Raw genomic sequence first — 17,994 nt, 5'->3', positions numbered from 1 at the left:
TCATTTTGACAGGATGCCGAAACACATCGCCAGTTCTGTCAAAAACCTTGCCAAGCGTTTTGGCAGCCAGGATATTGGAACCCGGTTGGCAGAGTGAGTAATCTTGGGGGAGACAGCACGTGGCATCATTGAAACAATTCTGCAGTGCGTTCCTTATCATTGTTGTGGGAGGCGTGACCGCAAGCGACGCACAAATCCGAAATTTAAACAACAATGGAAAGAGATTTGTCGAACCATCCGCCATCACTAACTCTGACGTTACAAATCGCAATGAAATGGCCCGTGTCTGGGCCGCTTCCCCGGTCTATGTGCCAAAACGCTCCGGCGGGATCAGGAAGACGACCACGGAAAAACTGACTGGCATAACTTTGGCAAAAGGGCAGCGCCTCCCCGCAATAGTGTATTTGCATGGGTGCTCTGGCCTTCTCGCTGGTGATCTAGACCGCGCTAAGATGATAGCCCAACAGGGGTATATCGTTGTCGCCTTGGCGAGTTTTGCGCGTTCAAAGTACGCGAAGTCTTGCGATCAGAAAACGCTCAAAGGAGGATTCTATCGCGGTGTTCTGAAAATGCGGCAATTCGACATCGGCTATGCAATCGAAAGTCTAAGGGATGTTCCAATTGTCGCGGCCTCGAAAATCGCTCTCGTTGGCGTCAGTGAGGGCGGTAACTTGGCCGCGACGTTCAAAGCACGCAATGCAAAGCAGCGGACCCGCGTAAGAGTGATAGAGGCGTGGACCTGCCACGCGGGCTGGCCGGATTGGTCAGGTATGAATGCGGACAGAAGCGAACACGTGCTCAGCTTGCTTGGATCCAAGGATCCCTGGTTTCTGGGAAAGCCTTGGCTGGAAGGTGATTGTGGAAGGTTTTTGAACCGCTCGAACGGGAGCAAATCAATCGTTTACCGGTCAGGTCAGCTCTCCGTTCAGCACGCGCTTCTCGGCTTCAAGCAACCCAGGCAGGCTCTTTTTGCATTCTTGGAAACCTATCTGAAGTAACCAAAACAAAACGGTTCCATCGGTTGGGGTGAATTTTCGCTTTGTACGTAAAACTGCCATCCTGCCCTGCACGGTTTTGCCCCCTGTTACCCCCGGCAACACGTCCCTATATTGGCACTATGAAACAGATCCTTTTGCCGGCCGCCCTCGTTGCCCTGATGTCCGTTCCGCTTGCCGCCCAGGAAGCCGGGGAGGAGGGCGGTGCCCCCTCTCTGATGGAGCGCGGGGCGGAACTGTTCTGGGAGGGGCTGCGCGAGGAAATGGCGCCGGCGCTGGAAGACTTGCAGGGCATGATGGAGGACATCGGCCCCTCGATGGGGGCTTTCCTTGCCGAAATGGGGCCTGCGCTGGCCGAAATCGCCAAGGAGGTGAAGGATTGGAGCACCTATGAGCTGCCCGAGATTCTGCCCAACGGCGATATCATCATCCGCAAGAAACCCAAGGACAACGCGCCCGCCGAGAAAGACAAGGGCGAGGAGGAAGGCGTCACCGAAATCTGACGCAGCGCCGAAGGACCTTATGCCTCAGACGGACCGGCGGGTTTGCTGAAACTCAGTTGCACCCCGGCATCCAATGCCTTGCCCAGAGATTGCAACCGGGCTTCGGCAACTTCGCCGTACAGCGGCCGAGCCGCATCCGGCAGTTCCGCGTGCAGAACCCGCTTGCGCGGCTGCCATCGCAAGCTGCCGATGGCGCCGGTGCTGGTCAGCATCAGCATTGCGCCGAACCGCATCGCCTTGCCCAGCACCTCGGCCTCGTGCTGGCCCTTTTCGTCCAGCAGCCCATAGAGGTATTCGAACGAGCTGCCCTGCCGCTTGTTGCTGTAACGGTGCAGCAGCGCCAGGCCCAGGAACACCCGTTCCGAATGTTTCAACCCGCCCAGGTTGGCGCGGGTGGCGTTGTCGAAACAGACCTCGGCGCGGTAGTCGGGATGGGCGCGCCAGCTGACGTCATGCAACAGGCAGGCCGCCTTGACCAGCCGCCGTTTGGCCAGCGGGGCACCGCTGAACAGCGGGCTGACAAATTCATACAGGGTGCCGCCGAAACCGGGCACGCGGGCGTCCTTGGCCTCGGCAAAGCGCGAGGCTTCGATCAGCGGGTCGCGGGCGCGCAGGCGCTGCGGCATCTGCTCATACAGCAGGCCTTCGCGGATACCATAGCTGGAGACGGCGATATCCTTGGGTTTGAAGGTCTTGACCAGCCGGGTCAGCACGTCGATCGCATAGGGCACCAGCGACATCCGGCTGGCGGAGACGCCGCAGGCGTTGCGCAGCTTGTCCAGGTTTGTGGTCTCAATATAGCGGGCGGTTTCGCGCACGTCCTTGGCGGACATCCGGTATTCATGCAGCACCTTCAAGGGATAGCCGCGCCGGTGCATGTCGATGCGGGCAATCGCCCGCCAGCTGCCGCCGACCAGGAACAGCCGGTCGCGCTGCGCGCCCATCGCACCTTTCAGCTGTTCGATCACCTCCTTGATATGGGCTTTGCGGCCTTTGCGCCCGCCCTTGATGTCGCGCAGCTTCAGCGGTCCCAGGGATGAGGTGACCCGGCGCCCGACAGAGTTCTCCTGTATTTCCGCCAGCTCCATTGACGAGCCGCCGATATCGCAGACCAGCCCATAGGCGCCGGGCCAGCCCAGCAGTACGCCCTGCGCCGACAGCCGCGCCTCTTCGCGCCCGTCGATAACGTGGATCTTCAGCCCGGTCTCGCGCAGCACTTCGGCGCAGAAATCCGGCCCGTCCCCGGCATCGCGCACTGCGGCGGTGGCAACGGCGGACAGCGGCGGCAGGCCCATGCCCTTGGCCAGATGCTGAAACCGGCGCAGCGCCGACAGGGCGCGGGCGCGCCCCTCGGGGTTCAGGCGTCCCGATTCCGACAGGCCCGCGCCAAGCGCGCACATGATCTTTTCGTTATAGAAATAAGCCGGGCTGCGGGCGGCGCCGTCGAACACCACCAGCCGGACCGAGTTGGAGCCGACATCGACCACCCCCACCCGCGACAGTGCCCGGGCCCTGGGGTCATCAAAGATCGGGCGGCCGAAGGGCCCCCAATCGGCATTGGCGGCGGCGGGGTCCTGGGTGACGTTCATGAGGGCTCCGTCTGGCAATCCGCGGTCAGGATGGTCGAAGGGAGGGCAGCGGTCAACCGCTTGCGGATGCGTCATTTTCCGCGGCCTCGTGGCGGATCTCGGACAGCGCCCGCACTGCCAGGGGCCGTGACAGGCTGCGTTTTTCGGCCAGCGACAGGTGGTCCAGCCGTCCGACAATCCGGGCGGCTGCGGCAAAGGAGCGGTCCATATGCGCCACCAGATAGGGAATCACATCCGCCTTCGGGGTGATCTGGCGGTCGTTGAACAGCTTGGCCAGCACCACCGCCAGCAGCTGGTCGTCCGGCGGCTGCAGTTCGGCATGGGTGGCGGCCTGCACCCGGCTTTGCAGATCGGGCAGGGTCAGCCCCCACAGATTCGGCGCGCCGCGGCCGGTCATCACCAGCGGGAACCCGTTTGCCAGCACCATATTGTGCAAATGAAACAGAGCGTTCTGCTGTTCTGCGCTGCCGGCGGTCTGCGGCACGTCCTCAACCGCGACGGGGCCTTGCGCCAGCTCCGGCACGGCTCCGGCTGTCAGCTCTGCCGCCGGCAGGATCCGCGCGCCGGTCTGGCTGGCCCAGACATGCACCAGATGGGTTTTGCCCGCACCCGCAGGCCCGGTCAGCACCAGCTTGCCGCTGGGCCAGGCAAATTGCGGGTCCAGCAGCGCCACCGCCATTGCATTGGAAGGTGCCACAAAGAAATCATCCCGCCCCAGCGCGGGTTTCGCCGGGAGGTCAAAGCTCAGCTGTTGTGCCATTTGTGTTATTCCGCCCCTGCGTCCTGGTGGCTTTGCCCCTGATAGAGGCGGCTGTGCAGATATTGTTCAGTCAGGAAGCGGGCCACCACGCCCAGGGCTGCGGCCACAGGGACAGCAACCAGCATGCCGACAAAGCCAAACAGCGCACCAAAGACCGACAGCGCCAGCAAGAGCCACACCGGGTGCAAGCCGACCGAGCTGCCGACCAGTTTCGGGGTCAGGAAGTTGCCTTCGGCCACCTGGCCGATGGCAAAGATGATGCCAACCAGCCCGATCGATACCCAGTCGCCCCAGAACTGGAACAGCGCCAGGCCGATTGCCAGCGCGCCGCCGATCAGGGCGCCGAGGTAGGGGATAAAGGTAACCAGCCCGGCGATAAAGCCGACCGCCAGGCCGAAGTTCAGCCCCACCAGCATCAGCGCCACGGCGTAATAGGTGCCCAGGATCAGGCAGACCGTGCCCATGCCGCGGATGAACGACGCCAGCACCGCGTCGATCTCGCCGGCAATGCGGCGGATCGCCGGCTGATGATCGCGCGGCAGCAGTTCGTCGATGCGGGCGACCATACGATCCCAATCGAGCAGCAGATAGACCGCAACCACCGGCACGATGACCAGCAGAATCACCACGTTCAGCAGCGAAACCGCCGATCCCGCAACCGACTGCAGCACCTCAACCGCGCGCGATTGCAGCGTCTGCAAAAAGGCGGTGAGGGCCTGGTGGATGCGGCTGTCTTCCTCAAAGACTGAGGGGAAATGTTCAGAGGCGAAGCTGCGCAGATCGCGCAGCAGTTGCGGCAGCACCTGTGCCAGGTCGATCATCTGCGACACCAGCGTCGGCACAACCACCACCAGCAGCAGCAGGAACACCAGCAGCGCGCCGGCGGTGATGGTGGCGGTGGCAGCCGTTCGGCTCATCCCCCAGGCCTCCAGCCGGTCGGCAATCGGGTCGATCATATAGGCAATGGCCGCGCCCAGGATAAAGGGCATCAGCACGCCGCCCAGCGCCCACATCACCACGGCGAACACCACTGCGGCGATGCCCCAGTATTTGAATTGTTTCTGTGCTGGTAGCGCCATGGTCAGACAGCCCGCCCTTTATCCGTTTGGTTCAGGATCTTGGCGGCCAGTCTTCCCTGATGGGGCAGGGGCTTGCAAGGGCCGCGCGCAAATCCCCTGTGGGCAAGCCGGGGATAAGACGGAAAAGACCGGGGGAAACCGGGGGGCAACCGGGGGGCAACTCGGGAAAGGCCTTCCGCCCGGCCGGCAGGCAGGGCAGCGCCCGCCCTCACAGTGTGGGCGGGCGCTCCGCCCCTTGCGGGGCGGGGCGTTCCCTTAGCTGTGAAGCGTGCCCAGTTCCGGCGTATCGGCGCCCGCGTCTTCATCCGGCCAGTTGGTGCGCCAGATCTCGGCCGACCAGTGGCCGCAATGCACGGACGGGCGGTCAAACCCCGCGACCGGCGGCAGCAGCGGCTGGACCACCACATCATGGCGCGGCACCGCGAAATAGGGGAAGGAGTAGCGCTCCTTGCCGGTCTTGTTCACCACCCGGTGCGGGGTGGAGATCAGCCGCCCGCCGGACCACAGCTCCAGCATGTCGCCAATATTGACGACAAAGCCGCCGGGCGGGCAGTCCGGGGTGATCCAGCCGTCAGTCCCGTCTTTGGTCCGGGTCTGCACCTCCAGCCCGCCCACCGGATCGGGCGCGATGATGGTCAGCGCATCGGTGTCCTTGTGGGGATGGATGCCGAACCCTTCTTCCTCCGGCGCCTGCGGCGGATAATGCAGCAGCGACATATTGGTGAGCGGCGATTCAAACGGCTCCTGAAACTGCGCCGGGTTCAGCCCAAGACCCTCGGCCAAAGCGCCCAGCAGCAGGTGGAACACGCTGTCGAGTTCTGCCCAGTAGCCCAGGATCACCTCGCGTGCTTCCGGCACTTCAGCGGGCCAGCGGTTGGGACCATAAAGAGGGCATTCGCTGCGGATGGGATCATCCGCCGCAACCTCGTAATGCAGCTTGTAGCCCTCGTATTTGTCCGCAGTACCTGAGCCGTCATTGGGCGTGAAAAAACCCATAGGGATGTAGCCGCGGTAATTCTCCCGCGTAATCGCCTGATCCCATTTCGATTTTTCCGGAACGCTGAAGATAGCCCGCACCGCTTCCCGCGCAGCCTCCACCGAACCCTGTGCAACACCTGTGCCGGTGATAGACAGAAACCCGATGTCCTGCGCCGCCGCCAGAATGGCGTTGACGGTCTCCTGCCGCTGCGGATGCCCGTCCTCCCGCAGCGGTGTGATGTCGATGGTCGGGATGGTCTGGGTCAATGGATCCGCACCCCCTGGCGTTTCAGCTCGGCCTGAACGGCGGTGATGTCCACCGCATCGAATTCGCATCCCGATTTGACTGACAGCGCTGCGGCAATGCCCGCGCCCTGACCGGCCACGGCGCAGCAGGCCATATTGCGGGTGGCGGCATGGGCGATTCTGTCGCCGCCGATGGCGCGGCCTGTCACCAGCAGGCTCTGAACCCCCTTGGGCAGCATCGACCGGTAGGGGATCTGCATGTAACGTCCGGTGGTCGGCAGGATCAGCACCCCGTAGCCGTCGATGAACTCCGGGTAGATACCGATGGTGTCATCAAAACGGCCCTGATTGCGGGTCTCACCCTCGGTTATGTTATGATGGGCGTCGATTTTGCGGGTGTCACGGATGCCGATGGTCATGCCGAAGTTGCGCAGCCGCGCGCCCTCGCAGCCAGGCGTGTAAGCGCGCAGCGCGTCAATCGCATGCATCGCCTGTTTGCGGCCCTCGATCTCGCCCTTGGTCATGCTGTCCGGGTCGGTGCCGTCGATGCCCGCCAGATGCACCAGGTTCATATAGGTCATCTCGCCACTGTCATGCACCGCGCCCCAGGTGCCGCCGATGGTATTAAGATGCGCCGGGATCACCCCGTCGCGGATCGCCTGGCCGAACGGCTTGGCCAGGAAGGGCGAGAACATGCCGTCCTCCTTGCCCGAGGTCTCTACCTGCCATTCGCCGGTGGACCAGTTGGCATAGGTCTGCGGGTCTGCCTTGACCCCTTCCATGAACGTCTGCTTGTCGACGCCGGCAATGTGGAACATCACGCTGGCCGCCTGCATTTCCTCGACCGGGGTTTTCACGCAGGGCGCGCCCATCATATGGGCAATGTCCGCGTCGCCGGTTGCGTCGATCACCCGTTTCGCCAGGATGGCCTCGCGGCCTGCCTTGCTTTCGACAATCACACCAGTGATCCGGCTGCCCTCGCGGATCGGCGCCACAAACACCCGGTGCAGCATCGGGTGGATGCCGGCTTCCTCGACCAGCTTGTCCGCCACCAGCTTGAAGCCCTCGCTGTCCAGCTCATATGACAGTGACTGGCTTTCCGGTACTGCCGCGCCCATTGCCTTGGCGCGCTCCTCGAACTCCCAGCCGATGCCGTGGGCCTCCACCGTTTGCGCGTGCCGGTACCAGGCGAACCCTTCGACCCGACAGTGGTGATATTGCCGCCGAAACAGCCGAACCGGTCTAAAAGGGCCACCTGTACTCCCGTCCGCGCCGCCGCCAAGGCGGCCGCAAGCCCGCCGGGACCGGAGCCGACCACCAGCACTTCGGTTTCATGAATGACTGGTATTTCGCGCGCCGGCTCAAGGATTGTTTTGGCCACGTCTGTCTCTCCCTTGTCGCTGCTGAGAGCGGTGTTTCCGGTAACAGTTTCGAATCTTGTACAGTGGTTCAAGTTCTTTTGCGCCATGATGCCGCAAAAACGACATCGGCGCGGGCGGTGGAACCGGCCCCTTTGCGCGATCTAGTGTCTGCTGCAACGGCAGGCTTGGACGCGGGATTAGGTAATTCCGGCAATTAATGCGACACTTGCGGGATAGTTAACGAGTATAAGGGGAGGCGTCATGCCAGAGACAAAGAAAATGCTCGATCCCGATCCAAGGGTCTGGGACTTCGAGACGGACCATGAGCTGGGACAGGACAACATCCGGCCGTTCGGCCTGGATATCCATAATCCGGTCTTTCTGATCTCCAGCGTTCTGATTGCGGCTTTTGTGCTGATTGCGCTGGCCAATCAGGAGGCCGCGGCGGCGTTCTTCGGCTGGCTCCGGCCCTGGCTCACCAGCACGTTTGACTGGTTCCTGGTGCTGTCGGTGGACGCCATCACCCTGTTCTGCCTGGCGCTGATCGTGCTGCCGGTCGGCGCGGTCCGGATCGGCGGCCAGGACGCCACGCCTGACTACTCCTATGCCGGCTGGATCGCGATGATGTTCGCGGCCGGCATCGGCATCGGCCTGTTGTTCTTCGGCGTGCTTGAGCCGGTTTATTACAACTTCTCCGAAGGAGGCGCGGCGCGGCCGTTGAACATCGACATCACCCAGCCGGGCAATGAATACATCGGCATTGTCGGCACCATCCACCATTGGGGGCTGGAGGGCTGGGCGGTCTACGCCGCAGTCGGCCTGTCGCTGGCGATCTTCTGCTACAATCTTGGCCTGCCGTTGACCCTGCGCTCGGCGTTTTATCCGATCCTGGGCGAACGTGTCTGGGGCTGGTGGGGCCATGCGATCGACACGCTGGCGGTCTTTGCCACCCTGTTCGGGCTGACCACCTCGCTGGGCCTTGGCGCGCAGCAGGTTGCGGCCGGCTTGTACGAGGTCTTTGGCATCGAACCCAGCCCGACGGTTGTTGTCCTGCTGATCATCGGCATCACCGCGATTGCGCTGGGCTCGGTGCTGATGGGCATGGATGCCGGCGTCAAACGCCTGTCGGAGATCAATATGGTGATGGCAGTGGGGCTGTTCATCTTTGTGATTCTGGTCACCGGCATCGGCACCGCAATTTCACGTTACTTCAGCGTGATGGTGGACTATGTTCAGCTGCTTCCGGCGCTTTCAAACCCGTTCGGGCGTGAGGACACCAGTTACTTCCACGGCTGGACCACCTTCTACTGGGCCTGGTGGATCGCCTGGTCGCCCTTTGTCGGCATGTTCATCGCCCGCATCTCCAAGGGCCGTACGGTGCGCGAGTTCGTGCTGTGCGCGCTGATCGCCCCCACTGCAGTTTGCGCGCTGTGGATGTCGACCTTTGGCGGTGGCGCCATCGACATGCTGAACGCCGGCGGCGCCGAGGGCGTCAAGGCAACCGTGATCGACAGCTACAAGCCTGAGGGCGCGCTGTTCGGCTTCCTCAAGGAACTGCCGCTTTACTCGATCGTCGCACCCGTCTCGCTGGTGCTGATCGTGATCTTCTTTGTGACCTCCTCCGACTCCGGTTCGCTGGTGATCGACACCATCACCGCAGGCGGCAAGATGGACGCGCCAGTGATCCAGCGGGTGTTCTGGTGCACGCTGGAGGGGCTGGTCGCGATTGCGCTCTTGCTCGGCGGCGGCTTGTCGGCGCTGCAAGGCGCGGCGGTCTCGACCGGCATCCCGTTCACGCTGGTGGTGCTGATCATGTGCTACTGCCTGTGGCTGGCGCTGCGGGCCGAGCGGGCGAAGATGTAGGTTAAGGCAAAGCCTAGGTGAAACTTCTGCGGGTGTTCCGGCGCCCGCAGTTTTTCTCGGGTGCAAACTGGCCGCACAACAAGGCCCGCGCCTGACCTTGGGAGGGCGCGAATGCGCCTTCCCGGGGGGAAGGTCAGGCGCAGGCCGTGCGGCTGACGCCTCACGTCCCAAGGGGCGAACCTGGCACTGGTGCCACCCTGGACACCGCAGTTGGATCCTCCTCTTGCCCGCACCCCCATCAGCCACTAAACCGGGCGGGAACTCGAACCCACATCACCGATGGAGCCAAGATGCGCCTGTCCCGCTATTTTCTGCCGGTTCTGAAAGAGAACCCCTCGGAAGCCCAGATCGTCAGCCACCGGCTGATGCTGCGCGCCGGGATGATCAAGCAATCCGCCGCAGGGATCTATTCCTGGCTGCCGCTTGGCTTCAAGGTCTTGAAAAAGATCGAAAGCATCGTCCATGACGAGCAGATCCGCGCGGGCCATATCCCGATGCAGATGCCGACCATGCAGTCCGCCGACCTGTGGCGCGAGAGCGGCCGTTATGAGGCCTATGGCCAGGAGATGCTGCGGATGAAGGACCGGCATGACCGCGACATGCTGTTCACCCCGACGGCGGAAGAGCTGATCACCGACATCTTCCGCGCCCATGTCAGCAGCTACAAGGACCTGCCGCTGACCATGTACCAGATCCAGTGGAAATTCCGCGACGAGATCCGCCCGCGTTTCGGCGTGATGCGCGGCCGGGAATTCTACATGAAGGACGGCTATAACTTCGACCTGACCAAGGAAGACGCGCTGCACGCCTACAACCGCCACCTTGTCAGCTACCTGCGCACCTATGAACGCATGGGCCTGCAGGCGATCCCGATGCGGGCGGATTCCGGCCCGATCGGCGGTGATGACACTCATGAATTTCTGGTGCTGGCCGAAACCGGCGAGTCGGAGGTGTTCTATGACAGCGCCGTCACCGATCTGACCTTCGGCGACCGTGAAATCGATTATGACAGCGTCGAGCAGTGCAAGAGCGTGCTGGAGGAGTTCACCTCCAAATACGCCCGCACCGACGAGACCCATGACGAAGCCCTGTTCAACCAGATCCCCGAGGAGCGCCGCCGGGTGGCCCGCGGCATCGAGGTTGGGCAGATCTTCTATTTCGGCACCAAGTATTCCGATGCGATGGGCGCAACGGTGCAAGGCCCGGACGGCAAGAACGTGCCGGTCCACATGGGCTCGCACGGCATTGGCGTCTCGCGCCTCTTGGGTGCGATCATCGAGGCCAGCCACGACGACAAGGGCATCATCTGGCCCGAGGGCGTGACCCCGTTCCACTGCGGCATCGTCAACCTTAAGCAGGGCGACGACGAGGCAGACGCGGCCTGCAACCAGCTGTACGCGGCGCTGACGGCGGCTGGGCTGGACCCGCTTTATGACGACCGCAAGGAACGCGCGGGCGGCAAGTTCGCCACTATGGACCTGATCGGCCTGCCGTGGCGCATCACTGTCGGCCCGCGCGGGCTGAAGAACGGCGTGGTGGAGTTGACTTCGCGCCGCACCGGCGAGAGCGAGGAGCTGTCGCCGGAAGAGGCGGTGAGAAAAGTGGCCGAGGTCTACAAGGCGCACCCGACCGGCCGCGGCTTCTGAGCCAGTCCGGCAATCAGATAAAAGGCCCCGTCAGCGGAAGCTGGCGGGGTTTTTCGTTCGGCAGTCAGGCAGATGGGATTGCGCAGGGCTTTGATGCGGCCACACATGAGGACTGACGCAAAGCGGCGTTTTCTGACGGTCAGGAGTTTTGCGGGGTTTTCAACTTTGTCAGCACCATCGCCAAGCCTGCCGGGCCTGCCGCGCCGGAACGGGCGCCGGTGCCGCTGCCAACGGCAGAGGGGCTGGAAAACACCTATGCTTAAGTGGCGGGCGCGGTACGCGGTAAGCCGGGCATTGCACGATTGAGAGCCGCAGTGCTTAGCTGTGTTTTATCGGATACTCGTGGCCGGCCAGCCGGTGGAACACTGCGGCAATCACCACCAGCGCCACAGCACCGGTCAGCACCGGGAACAGCAGGAAGGACAGGCCGGGATCGGTGGCAAAGACCACCAGCGGATTGGCGCCGGCAGGCGGATGGGTAAGGCGCAAAGCCGCCATCACCGCAATCGACAGACCCACCGCCAGCGCCAGTGCCCACCAGGCTTCCGGCAGCACGGCATTAAGGCCGAGGCTGATAGCAGTGGCCAGAAGGTGGCCGCCAATCACGTTGGCAGGCTGCGACAGCGGGCTTGCGGGAACTGAGAACAGCAGCACGCAGCTGGCGCCAAACGGCGCGATCAGCAGTAACAGATTGGCATGGGTGGTCAGCAGCGACAACGCAGCAATTGCCAGAAAGGCACCCAGCCCGGCGGTGATCACAGCCCGCGGTGACGGATGCGGCAGCGCGCGCTTGAAGTATCTGTCCATCGTTCTCACCCGTAAAAAAAACGCAATCGGCGCGGTACACACTGTTTGCGGCACAGATGCAAGGCAATAGGCATTTGCGGCAAGTCACGTTGCAGTGACGTCCGGCAGAGGAGCCTGTGACCGGTGTCCAAGAGTTTTGAGGGAAACTCTTGGCGAGTCTTTTCTCAAAAGATTTGCGGCTTCGGCTGCGGCCGGGTCCCGCCGCGGCCGGCGGAAAAAGGGCCGGGCCGGCAACCACATCTTGACCCCAAGCTCGCGGCAGCACAGGTTGCAGCAAAATTTCCGGGCAGGACAGCACATGGCCACGACACCTCCGCCGTTTTCACGTTTTGAATGGATCATCGCCTGGCGGTACTTGCGCGCCCGCAAGGCCGAGGGCGGGGTCAGCGTGATGACCTGGATCAGCCTCATCGGCATCACTCTGGCGGTGTTTGCGCTGATTGCCACGCTGGCGGTGCGCTCGGGATTCCGCTCGGAATTTGTCGGCACCATTCTGGGCGCCAACGCGCATGTGACGCTTTATTCCTACGGCGAGGTGACGGAATCCGGGGTGCTGGACCGCTCGCTGAAAGACTATCAGGCGCTTGCTGAAACAGTGGCCGCCGTTCCCGGCGTGACCCGCGCGGCCCCGCTGGTCAAAGGCCAGGTAATGGCGAACCGGCGCCAGCGCAATGCAGGGGTTGAGGTGTTCGGCATCTCAGCTGCTGATATTCAAGGCATCCCCGGTGTCGCCCAAAGCGCGGAGGCGCTGGGCGATCTGGCGCGCTTTGACGACGGCATTGCCATCGGGTCGGGCGTGGCACGCGAACTGGGGGTCTCGGTCGGTGACAAGATCAAGCTGATCTCGCCCAACGGGGTCAAGACCGCGTTCGGCACCAGCCCGCGGGTGAACGCCTATGAGGTGGTTTATGTGTTCACTGCCGGGCGCTGGGACATCGACCGCACCCGTGTTTATCTGCCGTTTGCCGAAGCGCAGGGGTTTTTCAACCGCGAAGGCACGGCGGATGAGATCGAGGTCATGGTAGAGAATCCGGAAGACGTTGATGCCATGGCGGTTGCAATTCTGGGGGCAGCTGGCGGCACCGCAGGCGTGTGGACCTGGCGCGATGCCTCGGGCGGGTTCCTGCGGGCCTTGGAGGTCGAGGACAATGTGATGTTCATCATCCTGTCGATCCTGGTGCTGATTGCGGCGATGAACATCGTCTCGGGGCTGATCATGCTGGTCAAGAACAAGGGCCGCGATATCGGTATCCTGCGCACCATCGGGCTGAGCGAAGGGTCGGTGATGCGGGTGTTCTTCATCTGCGGCGCCTTTACCGGGGTGCTGGGCACGCTGTTCGGGGTGCTGCTGGGGTGCCTTTTTGCGCTGTATATCGATCCGATCTTCTCCTTCGTGAATTTTCTGATGGGCGGCGGCGTCTGGGACCCGTCAATCCGCGGCATCTATGCGCTGCCGGCCGAGCTGCGGCTGCCGGATGTGCTGTCGGCGGTTGGCCTGTCGCTTGGGCTGTCGTTCTTTGTGACTATCTTTCCGGCCCGCCGCGCGGCGCGGCTGAACCCGGTGGAGGCGCTGCGCTATGAGTGAACTGACGCTGGAGCTGACAGGGATCAGCAAATCCTATCTGCAGGGCACGCCCGGCCAGGTGGATGTATTGCGCGGCGCTGATCTGACCTTGCAGGCGGGGGAGATTGTGGCGCTGGTGGCGCCCTCCGGTGCCGGTAAATCAACACTGCTGCATATCGCCGGCCTTTTGGATACGCCGGACGCGGGCGAGGTGCGGGTGGCCGGTGAGGACGTGAGCCGCAAGGGCGACCGCCGCCGCACCCGTGTGCGCCGTCAGGAGGTGGGGTTTGTCTATCAGTTCCACCACCTGCTGCCGGAGTTCACGGCGCTGGAGAACATCGTGCTGCCGCAGCTGGCCAACGGGGTCTCGCAAAAAGCCGCAGCCGCGCGGGCGGTGGATCTTTTGGCCACAGTCGGGTTGGCGGGCCGCGCCGGTCACCGCCCCGCGGCGCTGTCGGGCGGTGAGCAGCAGCGGGTGGCCTTTTGCCGCGCGCTGGCCAATGCGCCGCGGGTGCTGCTGGCGGATGAGCCGACCGGGAATCTGGATCCCGGCACTGCGGATCAGGTGTTTGCAGCGCTGATGGAACTGGTGCGCGGCACCGGCCTGTCGGCGCTGATTGCCACCCACAACCTGGAGCTGGCTGCGCGGATGGACCGGCAGGTGAAGCTGCAGGACGGGTTGCTGGTGGCCCTGTGAGTATATTGCGCCTATGCGGCGCAATGCCTTCGGCGAGAGTATTTTCGAAAAGGTGAAAGCGGGGCAGGCAGCGGCAGGCGGAACCTTGCCGGCGGTGCCGGGAGCGGGCTATGGCCGGGTGCCGGGGTTTGCTATCAGGTGTTCAAACCGGAGCTGGCAGGTTAGGCTGGCCGGGAATGCGCAGAAAGGGCTGAGACGTGGTGAATTCCGTTATCGAAAAAGATGTGACTGTTGAGGGCAATATCACCTCCAGCAAAGGCAGCGTCGAGGTCCGCGGCCGGGTGGTTGGCGACCTTTCGGCGCAGGCGGTGACGGTGCATCAGGGCGGCACGGTTGACGGCGCGCTGAGCGCGCAATCGGTGACCGTTGAGGGCACCTACAGCGGCAGAATCCAATGCGAGGATTTGCGGCTTGCCTCCAGTTCGCAGGTGAAGGCGGATGTGTCTGCCCAAAGCATGGCCACCGAAAGCGGTGCGCAGGTGGAAGGCAACATCAAGATCACCGGTAAGGGTTAGAGGTGCGGGTGAAAAAATCCGCTAGCCTGCTGTCAGCCTGGGCTGATCTCACCTTGGCCAGTTAATCCGCGTATTTTGAAGGGCGGATCGGGTCAACTGAGCGCAGGTAAAAAACAGCCCCTCCAGCAAGGGTTCCCAAAAGGCCGATCGTGAATATGGTCTCCAATGGGACCCCTTTGCTGACCAGCACGGCCATCGCAAGGGACCAAACCAGAAAAGCAGCATACAAGGTGAGCGCGCCCAGGAACCTTGCTCGCTTCCGCGTCAATACTTTGGCGGCGAGAAATGCAGCCAAGAAGGGAAACCAGGTTTCTGCCACATGGTTCAGGAAGTGCAGGCCTGGTGTGGCTCCGCCAGGGAAGGACATTCCGGTGAACAAAGCGAGAGCCGGATACTGCCAGGGAAGAAACGGGTTCATCGCTTCCATTACCGTGAAGAAAACCCAGGTTAGAAATCCTGCCAAGACTGCAGCGGCATAAGTGAGAAGGCGCTTTGTCATGTCTCGTTGCTCTTGCTGGAAGCGTTGATCTGCCGCAAGGGCAACGGCAGTCTTGTTCTTTTCCCGGTTTTTGCGTTTCACGCCATCTGCGTGATCCAGACCCCCAGCGCCATTACCGAAATTCCGGCTGTGCGGGTCAGGGTCAGGGGGCTGATCTGGGCGCCGAACAGCCCGTAGTGGTCGATGGCTGCAGCTGAAATCAACTGGCCGATCAGCACGAAGAATACCGCATTACCAACCCCGAAATGCGGCGCGACATGGGTGATGGACAGTACGTAGAAGGCCACCAGAACGCCTGCCAGCAGCAGGTGCTTGGGCGCGGCTGGGATTTTTGCCAGGGCTTGCGGGCCAACAATCAGGCAATAGAGGATCGTGGCAATCAGCGCGATCAGGAACAGCACCACAGCGGCTGAGGCGGGGGAGCCGATCAGCTTGCCCAGGGCTGCATTCAGGGCGGCCAGCACCGGGATGCCAAGGCCCGCGGCCAGCATGATGAGGGCGTATTGTGTCATCGAGCGGCTCCTGAAGATTGCTTGCGAGAGTTGTGACCGGAAATCTCTTGGCAAAACAAGTGCTACGTTGCGGCGCGGATTCCGGCCCTGGCAAATTTGAGGCAAATTTGATTTTCCGGGGCCGTCAAAAGTGCAAGAAAACGACGGGGTCAGTCGCAGATGCCGCGCAGTTCGGCGTCCTTCCAGGGCAGGTAGACATCGCTTTCGCGGTTTTGCGGCAGGGCGCTGACGGGCATCGCTGCTTTCAGCATCCCGTGCAGCCGGCGGGTGCGTGCCGCCTGCGGGGCCAGGGCGCGGCAGCAGACGTATTCCTCAATGATGGCGCCCTGTTGCTCAAAGCCATAGGTGAGGAAATCCGGTTCGCCCTCGAGATCGAACAGATAGGGGTCGCGGTTCTGGCCGTGTTCTGCCGCAGCCCGCAGCGGCGAATAGCCGGTTTGCTTGCGGTTCTGCCACTGCCAGACGTGGGTGACTTCATGTGCGAGCAGCATCGCCTCGACAAGGTGCAGCTTGTCCGGATAGTCGGGAAGGTAGTTTTCCGTGTACCAGACTTTGGCAAAGAAGATCCGGTTGAACAGGGCCACCGCAGCGGGGGAAGAGGTGACGACCTCGTCCGTGACCGGCGGCAGGATACGTTCGCGGCAGGTGACACGCGGGCGCGGCATCCGGCGGAAGGTGACCGCCCCCACAGGGGCGCCGCGCACGATCCGCACCTTGCCGGCGTTCAGGCTGGACCCGTGCAGCCCGGCCAGATAAGCGCGCTCGGTCTCTGTCAGCGGGCGGCCGCAGGCGGAGAGAGCGAGCAGGGCAAGAAGCAGGGCGCGGATCATGTGTGCATTGCCATCCGGTCAGCAGCTCATCGCCAGAACGCGGCTGATTTCGGTGAGCGAGCGGCCCGATTGCTCCATCCAGGTGTTGAAGGCAGCCTGCACGGATTTCAGCGCGGTTTTGGAGGTTGCGGGCTTGTCGATCACGCCTTCAGCGATCAGCCGGGCGGTGACGTCCCGGGACAGGATGAAGCTGTCGCGCCCGGCAAAGCGCATGGCGTATTGGCCGGTGTTGCCGCCCAGCCGGCTGCCGCGCTTTTTGAGCATGTCCAATAGCCCGATGTAGTCGGTGGAGGGCCAGCCGCCCAGCACCTGGCCCGCGCCGCCCTCCGCGCGCAGCTCCATCAGCAGGGCGGCGTTTTCGCGCACGGTGGCCAGTTTGGCGCCGTTTCTGACAATCCGTGTGTCTTGCAGGATCCGGTCGAATTCCTCTTCAGCCATAAAGGCGCAAGGGCCGGGCTCAAACCCGTGAAAGACCTCCTCAAAGCCGTCCCATTTGGCCTCGATCACTTTCCAGCTGAAGCCCGCCTGGAAGATGCATTTGGTCATGGTGGCAAGCCAGCGGTCCTCGGGCAGATCCGCGACCTTGGGGTCGGGTTTGGCGAGTTTTTCCTCCAGCGCCTCCGGCCCGCCGTGGCGGTCTGCGGAGATGGCGCGGATGTCGTCAAAGGATCGCATGGCGGCTCCGGTGTGGCGTTCCGGTGAGGTTAGCGGGGGCGGCGCAGCTCGACAATGGATTTGCCGAGGCGGAAGGGGGCGGCGAAGCTGACGAGGCACAGCGCGATGATCTGCAGCACCAGGATATGGGCATTGGCCTGCAGGTATTCCCATTCGTCCTTCAGCTTGGACACATGGGTGATCAGGTCGTCATAGGCCCGCGCGATGATAAGGTAGTCGCCTGCGATGGCGGGGACCTTGCGGCGCATGTTGTCGACGGCGGCCTGGGCAGGGGCGTCGAGCGAGGTGAAGACCAGAAACGCTTCCGGGTTGAATGCGCTGGCCTTGGCTTCCATGTGTTTCATCTCTTCCATGTCGTCCCCGCCGGTGCCGAACAGGAAGTTGAGGCCCTGCAGCGGCGCCACCTCATTTGTTACCGCGATAAACAGAGGCAGTTCGGCGTTGCCTGCGGTGGAAGCGGAGAGGAATTCGACCTTTTCGCACAAGACCGCGATGTCGGCGTCATAGGCGGGGTCGCAGAACCGAAGGCGGAAGCGGGCGGCGTCGCGGTCAAAGGCCGCCGTGGCGGCATAGGCGATGTCGATCTGGCGTTCGAGTTTGGAGCTGTCGGCGGCGTAGATGCCGGAGATCACCGCCACCAGCGCGCCGAAGCCGCCCAGCACCACCCAGACGAGATCGGCCAGTTTCCAGGCGCGGTGGCCGGCCGGTTTGCGGAACAGGAAGATGGTGCCGATGAGGCCCGCAAGGAAGAACAGCAAAAGCAGGGGCAGCTGGTTGTTTGCGATGAAATTCATGCCCGGTCTCTTTGCTGTGATTGGCTGGCCTGACCATAGGAAGGGAAGGGGGTTTCAGGCAACAGGCATCACGGATGTGTC

17 protein-coding genes and 1 pseudogene are annotated in these 17,994 nt (G+C 62.9%); 7 read left to right on the top strand and 11 right to left on the bottom strand.

Translation table 11 applies throughout. The features are described 5' to 3' along the window. The first annotated feature begins 119 nt into the window (after positions 1–119). Positions 120–998: a dienelactone hydrolase family protein gene (locus tag ETW23_RS12355; protein WP_134830159.1), complete on the top strand. Its 879-nt coding sequence runs from the start codon at positions 120–122 to the stop codon at positions 996–998. A 119-nt stretch (positions 999–1,117) separates the two neighbouring features. After that, on the top strand, positions 1,118–1,498 hold the full coding sequence (locus ETW23_RS12350; protein WP_134830158.1) for a hypothetical protein: 381 nt from the start codon (positions 1,118–1,120) through the stop codon (positions 1,496–1,498). Positions 1,499–1,515: 17 nt separating this feature from the next. Here ETW23_RS12350 and ETW23_RS12345 read toward each other — a convergent pair whose 3' ends face one another. The 5 genes and pseudogenes from ETW23_RS12345 to ETW23_RS12325 all read right to left on the bottom strand — a co-directional run bounded on the left by ETW23_RS12345 (position 1,516) and on the right by ETW23_RS12325 (position 7,531). Then, positions 1,516–3,087 (bottom strand): Ppx/GppA family phosphatase, encoded by a 1,572-nt coding sequence (locus ETW23_RS12345; protein WP_129370431.1) that lies wholly within the window; start codon positions 3,085–3,087, stop codon positions 1,516–1,518. A 52-nt stretch (positions 3,088–3,139) separates the two neighbouring features. After that, positions 3,140–3,847 (bottom strand): DnaA/Hda family protein, encoded by a 708-nt coding sequence (locus tag ETW23_RS12340; RefSeq protein ID WP_134830157.1) that lies wholly within the window; start codon positions 3,845–3,847, stop codon positions 3,140–3,142. Positions 3,848–3,852: 5 nt separating this feature from the next. Then, on the bottom strand, positions 3,853–4,926 hold the full coding sequence (locus tag ETW23_RS12335) for an AI-2E family transporter (RefSeq protein WP_129370433.1): 1,074 nt from the start codon (positions 4,924–4,926) through the stop codon (positions 3,853–3,855). Positions 4,927–5,181: 255 nt separating this feature from the next. Then, a complete protein-coding gene (locus ETW23_RS12330; RefSeq protein WP_134830156.1) occupies positions 5,182–6,171 on the bottom strand; it encodes an isopenicillin N synthase family oxygenase in 990 nt (329 codons plus the stop codon). Continuing rightward, positions 6,168–7,531: pseudogene (locus tag ETW23_RS12325) on the bottom strand (FAD-dependent oxidoreductase). The gene ETW23_RS12330 and the pseudogene ETW23_RS12325 overlap by 4 nt, the downstream one beginning before the upstream one ends. A 241-nt stretch (positions 7,532–7,772) precedes the next feature. Here ETW23_RS12325 and ETW23_RS12320 point away from each other — a divergent pair. Both ETW23_RS12320 and proS read left to right on the top strand, forming a co-directional pair. Then, complete coding sequence (locus ETW23_RS12320; RefSeq protein WP_129370436.1) at positions 7,773–9,374, top strand: BCCT family transporter; 1,602 nt, start codon at positions 7,773–7,775, stop codon at positions 9,372–9,374. 290 nt (positions 9,375–9,664) lie between these two features. Continuing rightward, positions 9,665–11,020, top strand: a complete 1,356-nt coding sequence (gene proS / locus ETW23_RS12315; protein ID WP_134830155.1) for a proline--tRNA ligase — start codon at positions 9,665–9,667, stop codon at positions 11,018–11,020. A 318-nt stretch (positions 11,021–11,338) separates the two neighbouring features. Here the strand turns inward: proS and ETW23_RS12310 are convergent, their stop codons facing one another. Next, positions 11,339–11,827 carry an HPP family protein gene (locus tag ETW23_RS12310; protein ID WP_134830154.1) on the bottom strand — a complete coding sequence of 163 codons (489 nt, stop codon included), beginning with the start codon at positions 11,825–11,827 and terminating at the stop codon, positions 11,339–11,341. A gap of 298 nt (positions 11,828–12,125) precedes the next feature. On the opposite strand from ETW23_RS12310, the gene ETW23_RS12305 reads away from it, so the two are divergent. From ETW23_RS12305 to ETW23_RS12295, 3 genes are all read left to right on the top strand, one after another. Beyond that, positions 12,126–13,412: a lipoprotein-releasing ABC transporter permease subunit gene (locus ETW23_RS12305; protein WP_134830153.1), complete on the top strand. Its 1,287-nt coding sequence runs from the start codon at positions 12,126–12,128 to the stop codon at positions 13,410–13,412. Further along, on the top strand, positions 13,405–14,088 hold the full coding sequence (locus ETW23_RS12300) for an ABC transporter ATP-binding protein (RefSeq protein ID WP_134830152.1): 684 nt from the start codon (positions 13,405–13,407) through the stop codon (positions 14,086–14,088). Before ETW23_RS12305 ends, ETW23_RS12300 begins: the two co-directional genes overlap by 8 nt. Before the next feature lie 197 nt (positions 14,089–14,285). Continuing rightward, on the top strand, positions 14,286–14,603 hold the full coding sequence (locus ETW23_RS12295; protein WP_129370442.1) for a polymer-forming cytoskeletal protein: 318 nt from the start codon (positions 14,286–14,288) through the stop codon (positions 14,601–14,603). A gap of 61 nt (positions 14,604–14,664) precedes the next feature. Here the strand turns inward: ETW23_RS12295 and ETW23_RS12290 are convergent, their stop codons facing one another. From ETW23_RS12290 to ETW23_RS12270, 5 genes are all read right to left on the bottom strand, one after another. Further along, on the bottom strand, positions 14,665–15,183 hold the full coding sequence (locus ETW23_RS12290) for a hypothetical protein (RefSeq protein WP_134830151.1): 519 nt from the start codon (positions 15,181–15,183) through the stop codon (positions 14,665–14,667). Next, on the bottom strand, positions 15,180–15,614 hold the full coding sequence (locus ETW23_RS12285) for a DMT family transporter (RefSeq protein ID WP_129370444.1): 435 nt from the start codon (positions 15,612–15,614) through the stop codon (positions 15,180–15,182). Before ETW23_RS12285 ends, ETW23_RS12290 begins: the two co-directional genes overlap by 4 nt. Before the next feature lie 149 nt (positions 15,615–15,763). Continuing rightward, the gene (locus tag ETW23_RS12280) at positions 15,764–16,444 is read right to left on the bottom strand and encodes a hypothetical protein (RefSeq protein WP_134830150.1); all 681 of its coding nucleotides are present in this window, start codon (positions 16,442–16,444) and stop codon (positions 15,764–15,766) included. Between the two features lie 18 nt (positions 16,445–16,462). Continuing rightward, the gene (locus ETW23_RS12275; protein ID WP_134830149.1) at positions 16,463–17,119 is read right to left on the bottom strand and encodes a DNA-3-methyladenine glycosylase I; all 657 of its coding nucleotides are present in this window, start codon (positions 17,117–17,119) and stop codon (positions 16,463–16,465) included. Positions 17,120–17,148: 29 nt separating this feature from the next. Continuing rightward, positions 17,149–17,913 (bottom strand): hypothetical protein, encoded by a 765-nt coding sequence (locus tag ETW23_RS12270; RefSeq protein ID WP_134830148.1) that lies wholly within the window; start codon positions 17,911–17,913, stop codon positions 17,149–17,151. Positions 17,914–17,994 lie beyond the last annotated feature (81 nt).

It is taken from the genome of Leisingera sp. NJS201, assembly GCF_004535885.1.
In the GTDB taxonomy this organism is placed as follows: Bacteria; Pseudomonadota; Alphaproteobacteria; order Rhodobacterales; family Rhodobacteraceae; genus Leisingera.
Note: the sequence above shows the minus strand (reverse complement) of the source record. Positions and strands in the feature narration are given on the sequence as shown.

Excerpts from the sequence above, each read along its gene's own strand:
- ETW23_RS12320 (WP_129370436.1), top strand. The coding sequence starts at position 7,773 with ATGCCAGAGACAAAGAAAATGCTCGATCCCGATCCAAGGGTCTGGGAC.
- ETW23_RS12300 (WP_134830152.1), top strand. The coding sequence starts at position 13,405 with ATGAGTGAACTGACGCTGGAGCTGACAGGGATCAGCAAATCCTATCTG.
- ETW23_RS12275 (WP_134830149.1), bottom strand. The coding sequence starts at position 17,119 with ATGCGATCCTTTGACGACATCCGCGCCATCTCCGCAGACCGCCACGGC.
- ETW23_RS12280 (WP_134830150.1), bottom strand. The coding sequence starts at position 16,444 with ATGATCCGCGCCCTGCTTCTTGCCCTGCTCGCTCTCTCCGCCTGCGGC.
- ETW23_RS12340 (WP_134830157.1), bottom strand. The coding sequence starts at position 3,847 with ATGGCACAACAGCTGAGCTTTGACCTCCCGGCGAAACCCGCGCTGGGG.
- ETW23_RS12350 (WP_134830158.1), top strand. The coding sequence starts at position 1,118 with ATGAAACAGATCCTTTTGCCGGCCGCCCTCGTTGCCCTGATGTCCGTT.
- ETW23_RS12305 (WP_134830153.1), top strand. The coding sequence starts at position 12,126 with ATGGCCACGACACCTCCGCCGTTTTCACGTTTTGAATGGATCATCGCC.
- ETW23_RS12285 (WP_129370444.1), bottom strand. The coding sequence starts at position 15,614 with ATGACACAATACGCCCTCATCATGCTGGCCGCGGGCCTTGGCATCCCG.
- proS (WP_134830155.1), top strand. The coding sequence starts at position 9,665 with ATGCGCCTGTCCCGCTATTTTCTGCCGGTTCTGAAAGAGAACCCCTCG.
- ETW23_RS12335 (WP_129370433.1), bottom strand. The coding sequence starts at position 4,926 with ATGGCGCTACCAGCACAGAAACAATTCAAATACTGGGGCATCGCCGCA.
- ETW23_RS12345 (WP_129370431.1), bottom strand. The coding sequence starts at position 3,087 with ATGAACGTCACCCAGGACCCCGCCGCCGCCAATGCCGATTGGGGGCCC.
- ETW23_RS12310 (WP_134830154.1), bottom strand. The coding sequence starts at position 11,827 with ATGGACAGATACTTCAAGCGCGCGCTGCCGCATCCGTCACCGCGGGCT.
- ETW23_RS12270 (WP_134830148.1), bottom strand. The coding sequence starts at position 17,913 with ATGAATTTCATCGCAAACAACCAGCTGCCCCTGCTTTTGCTGTTCTTC.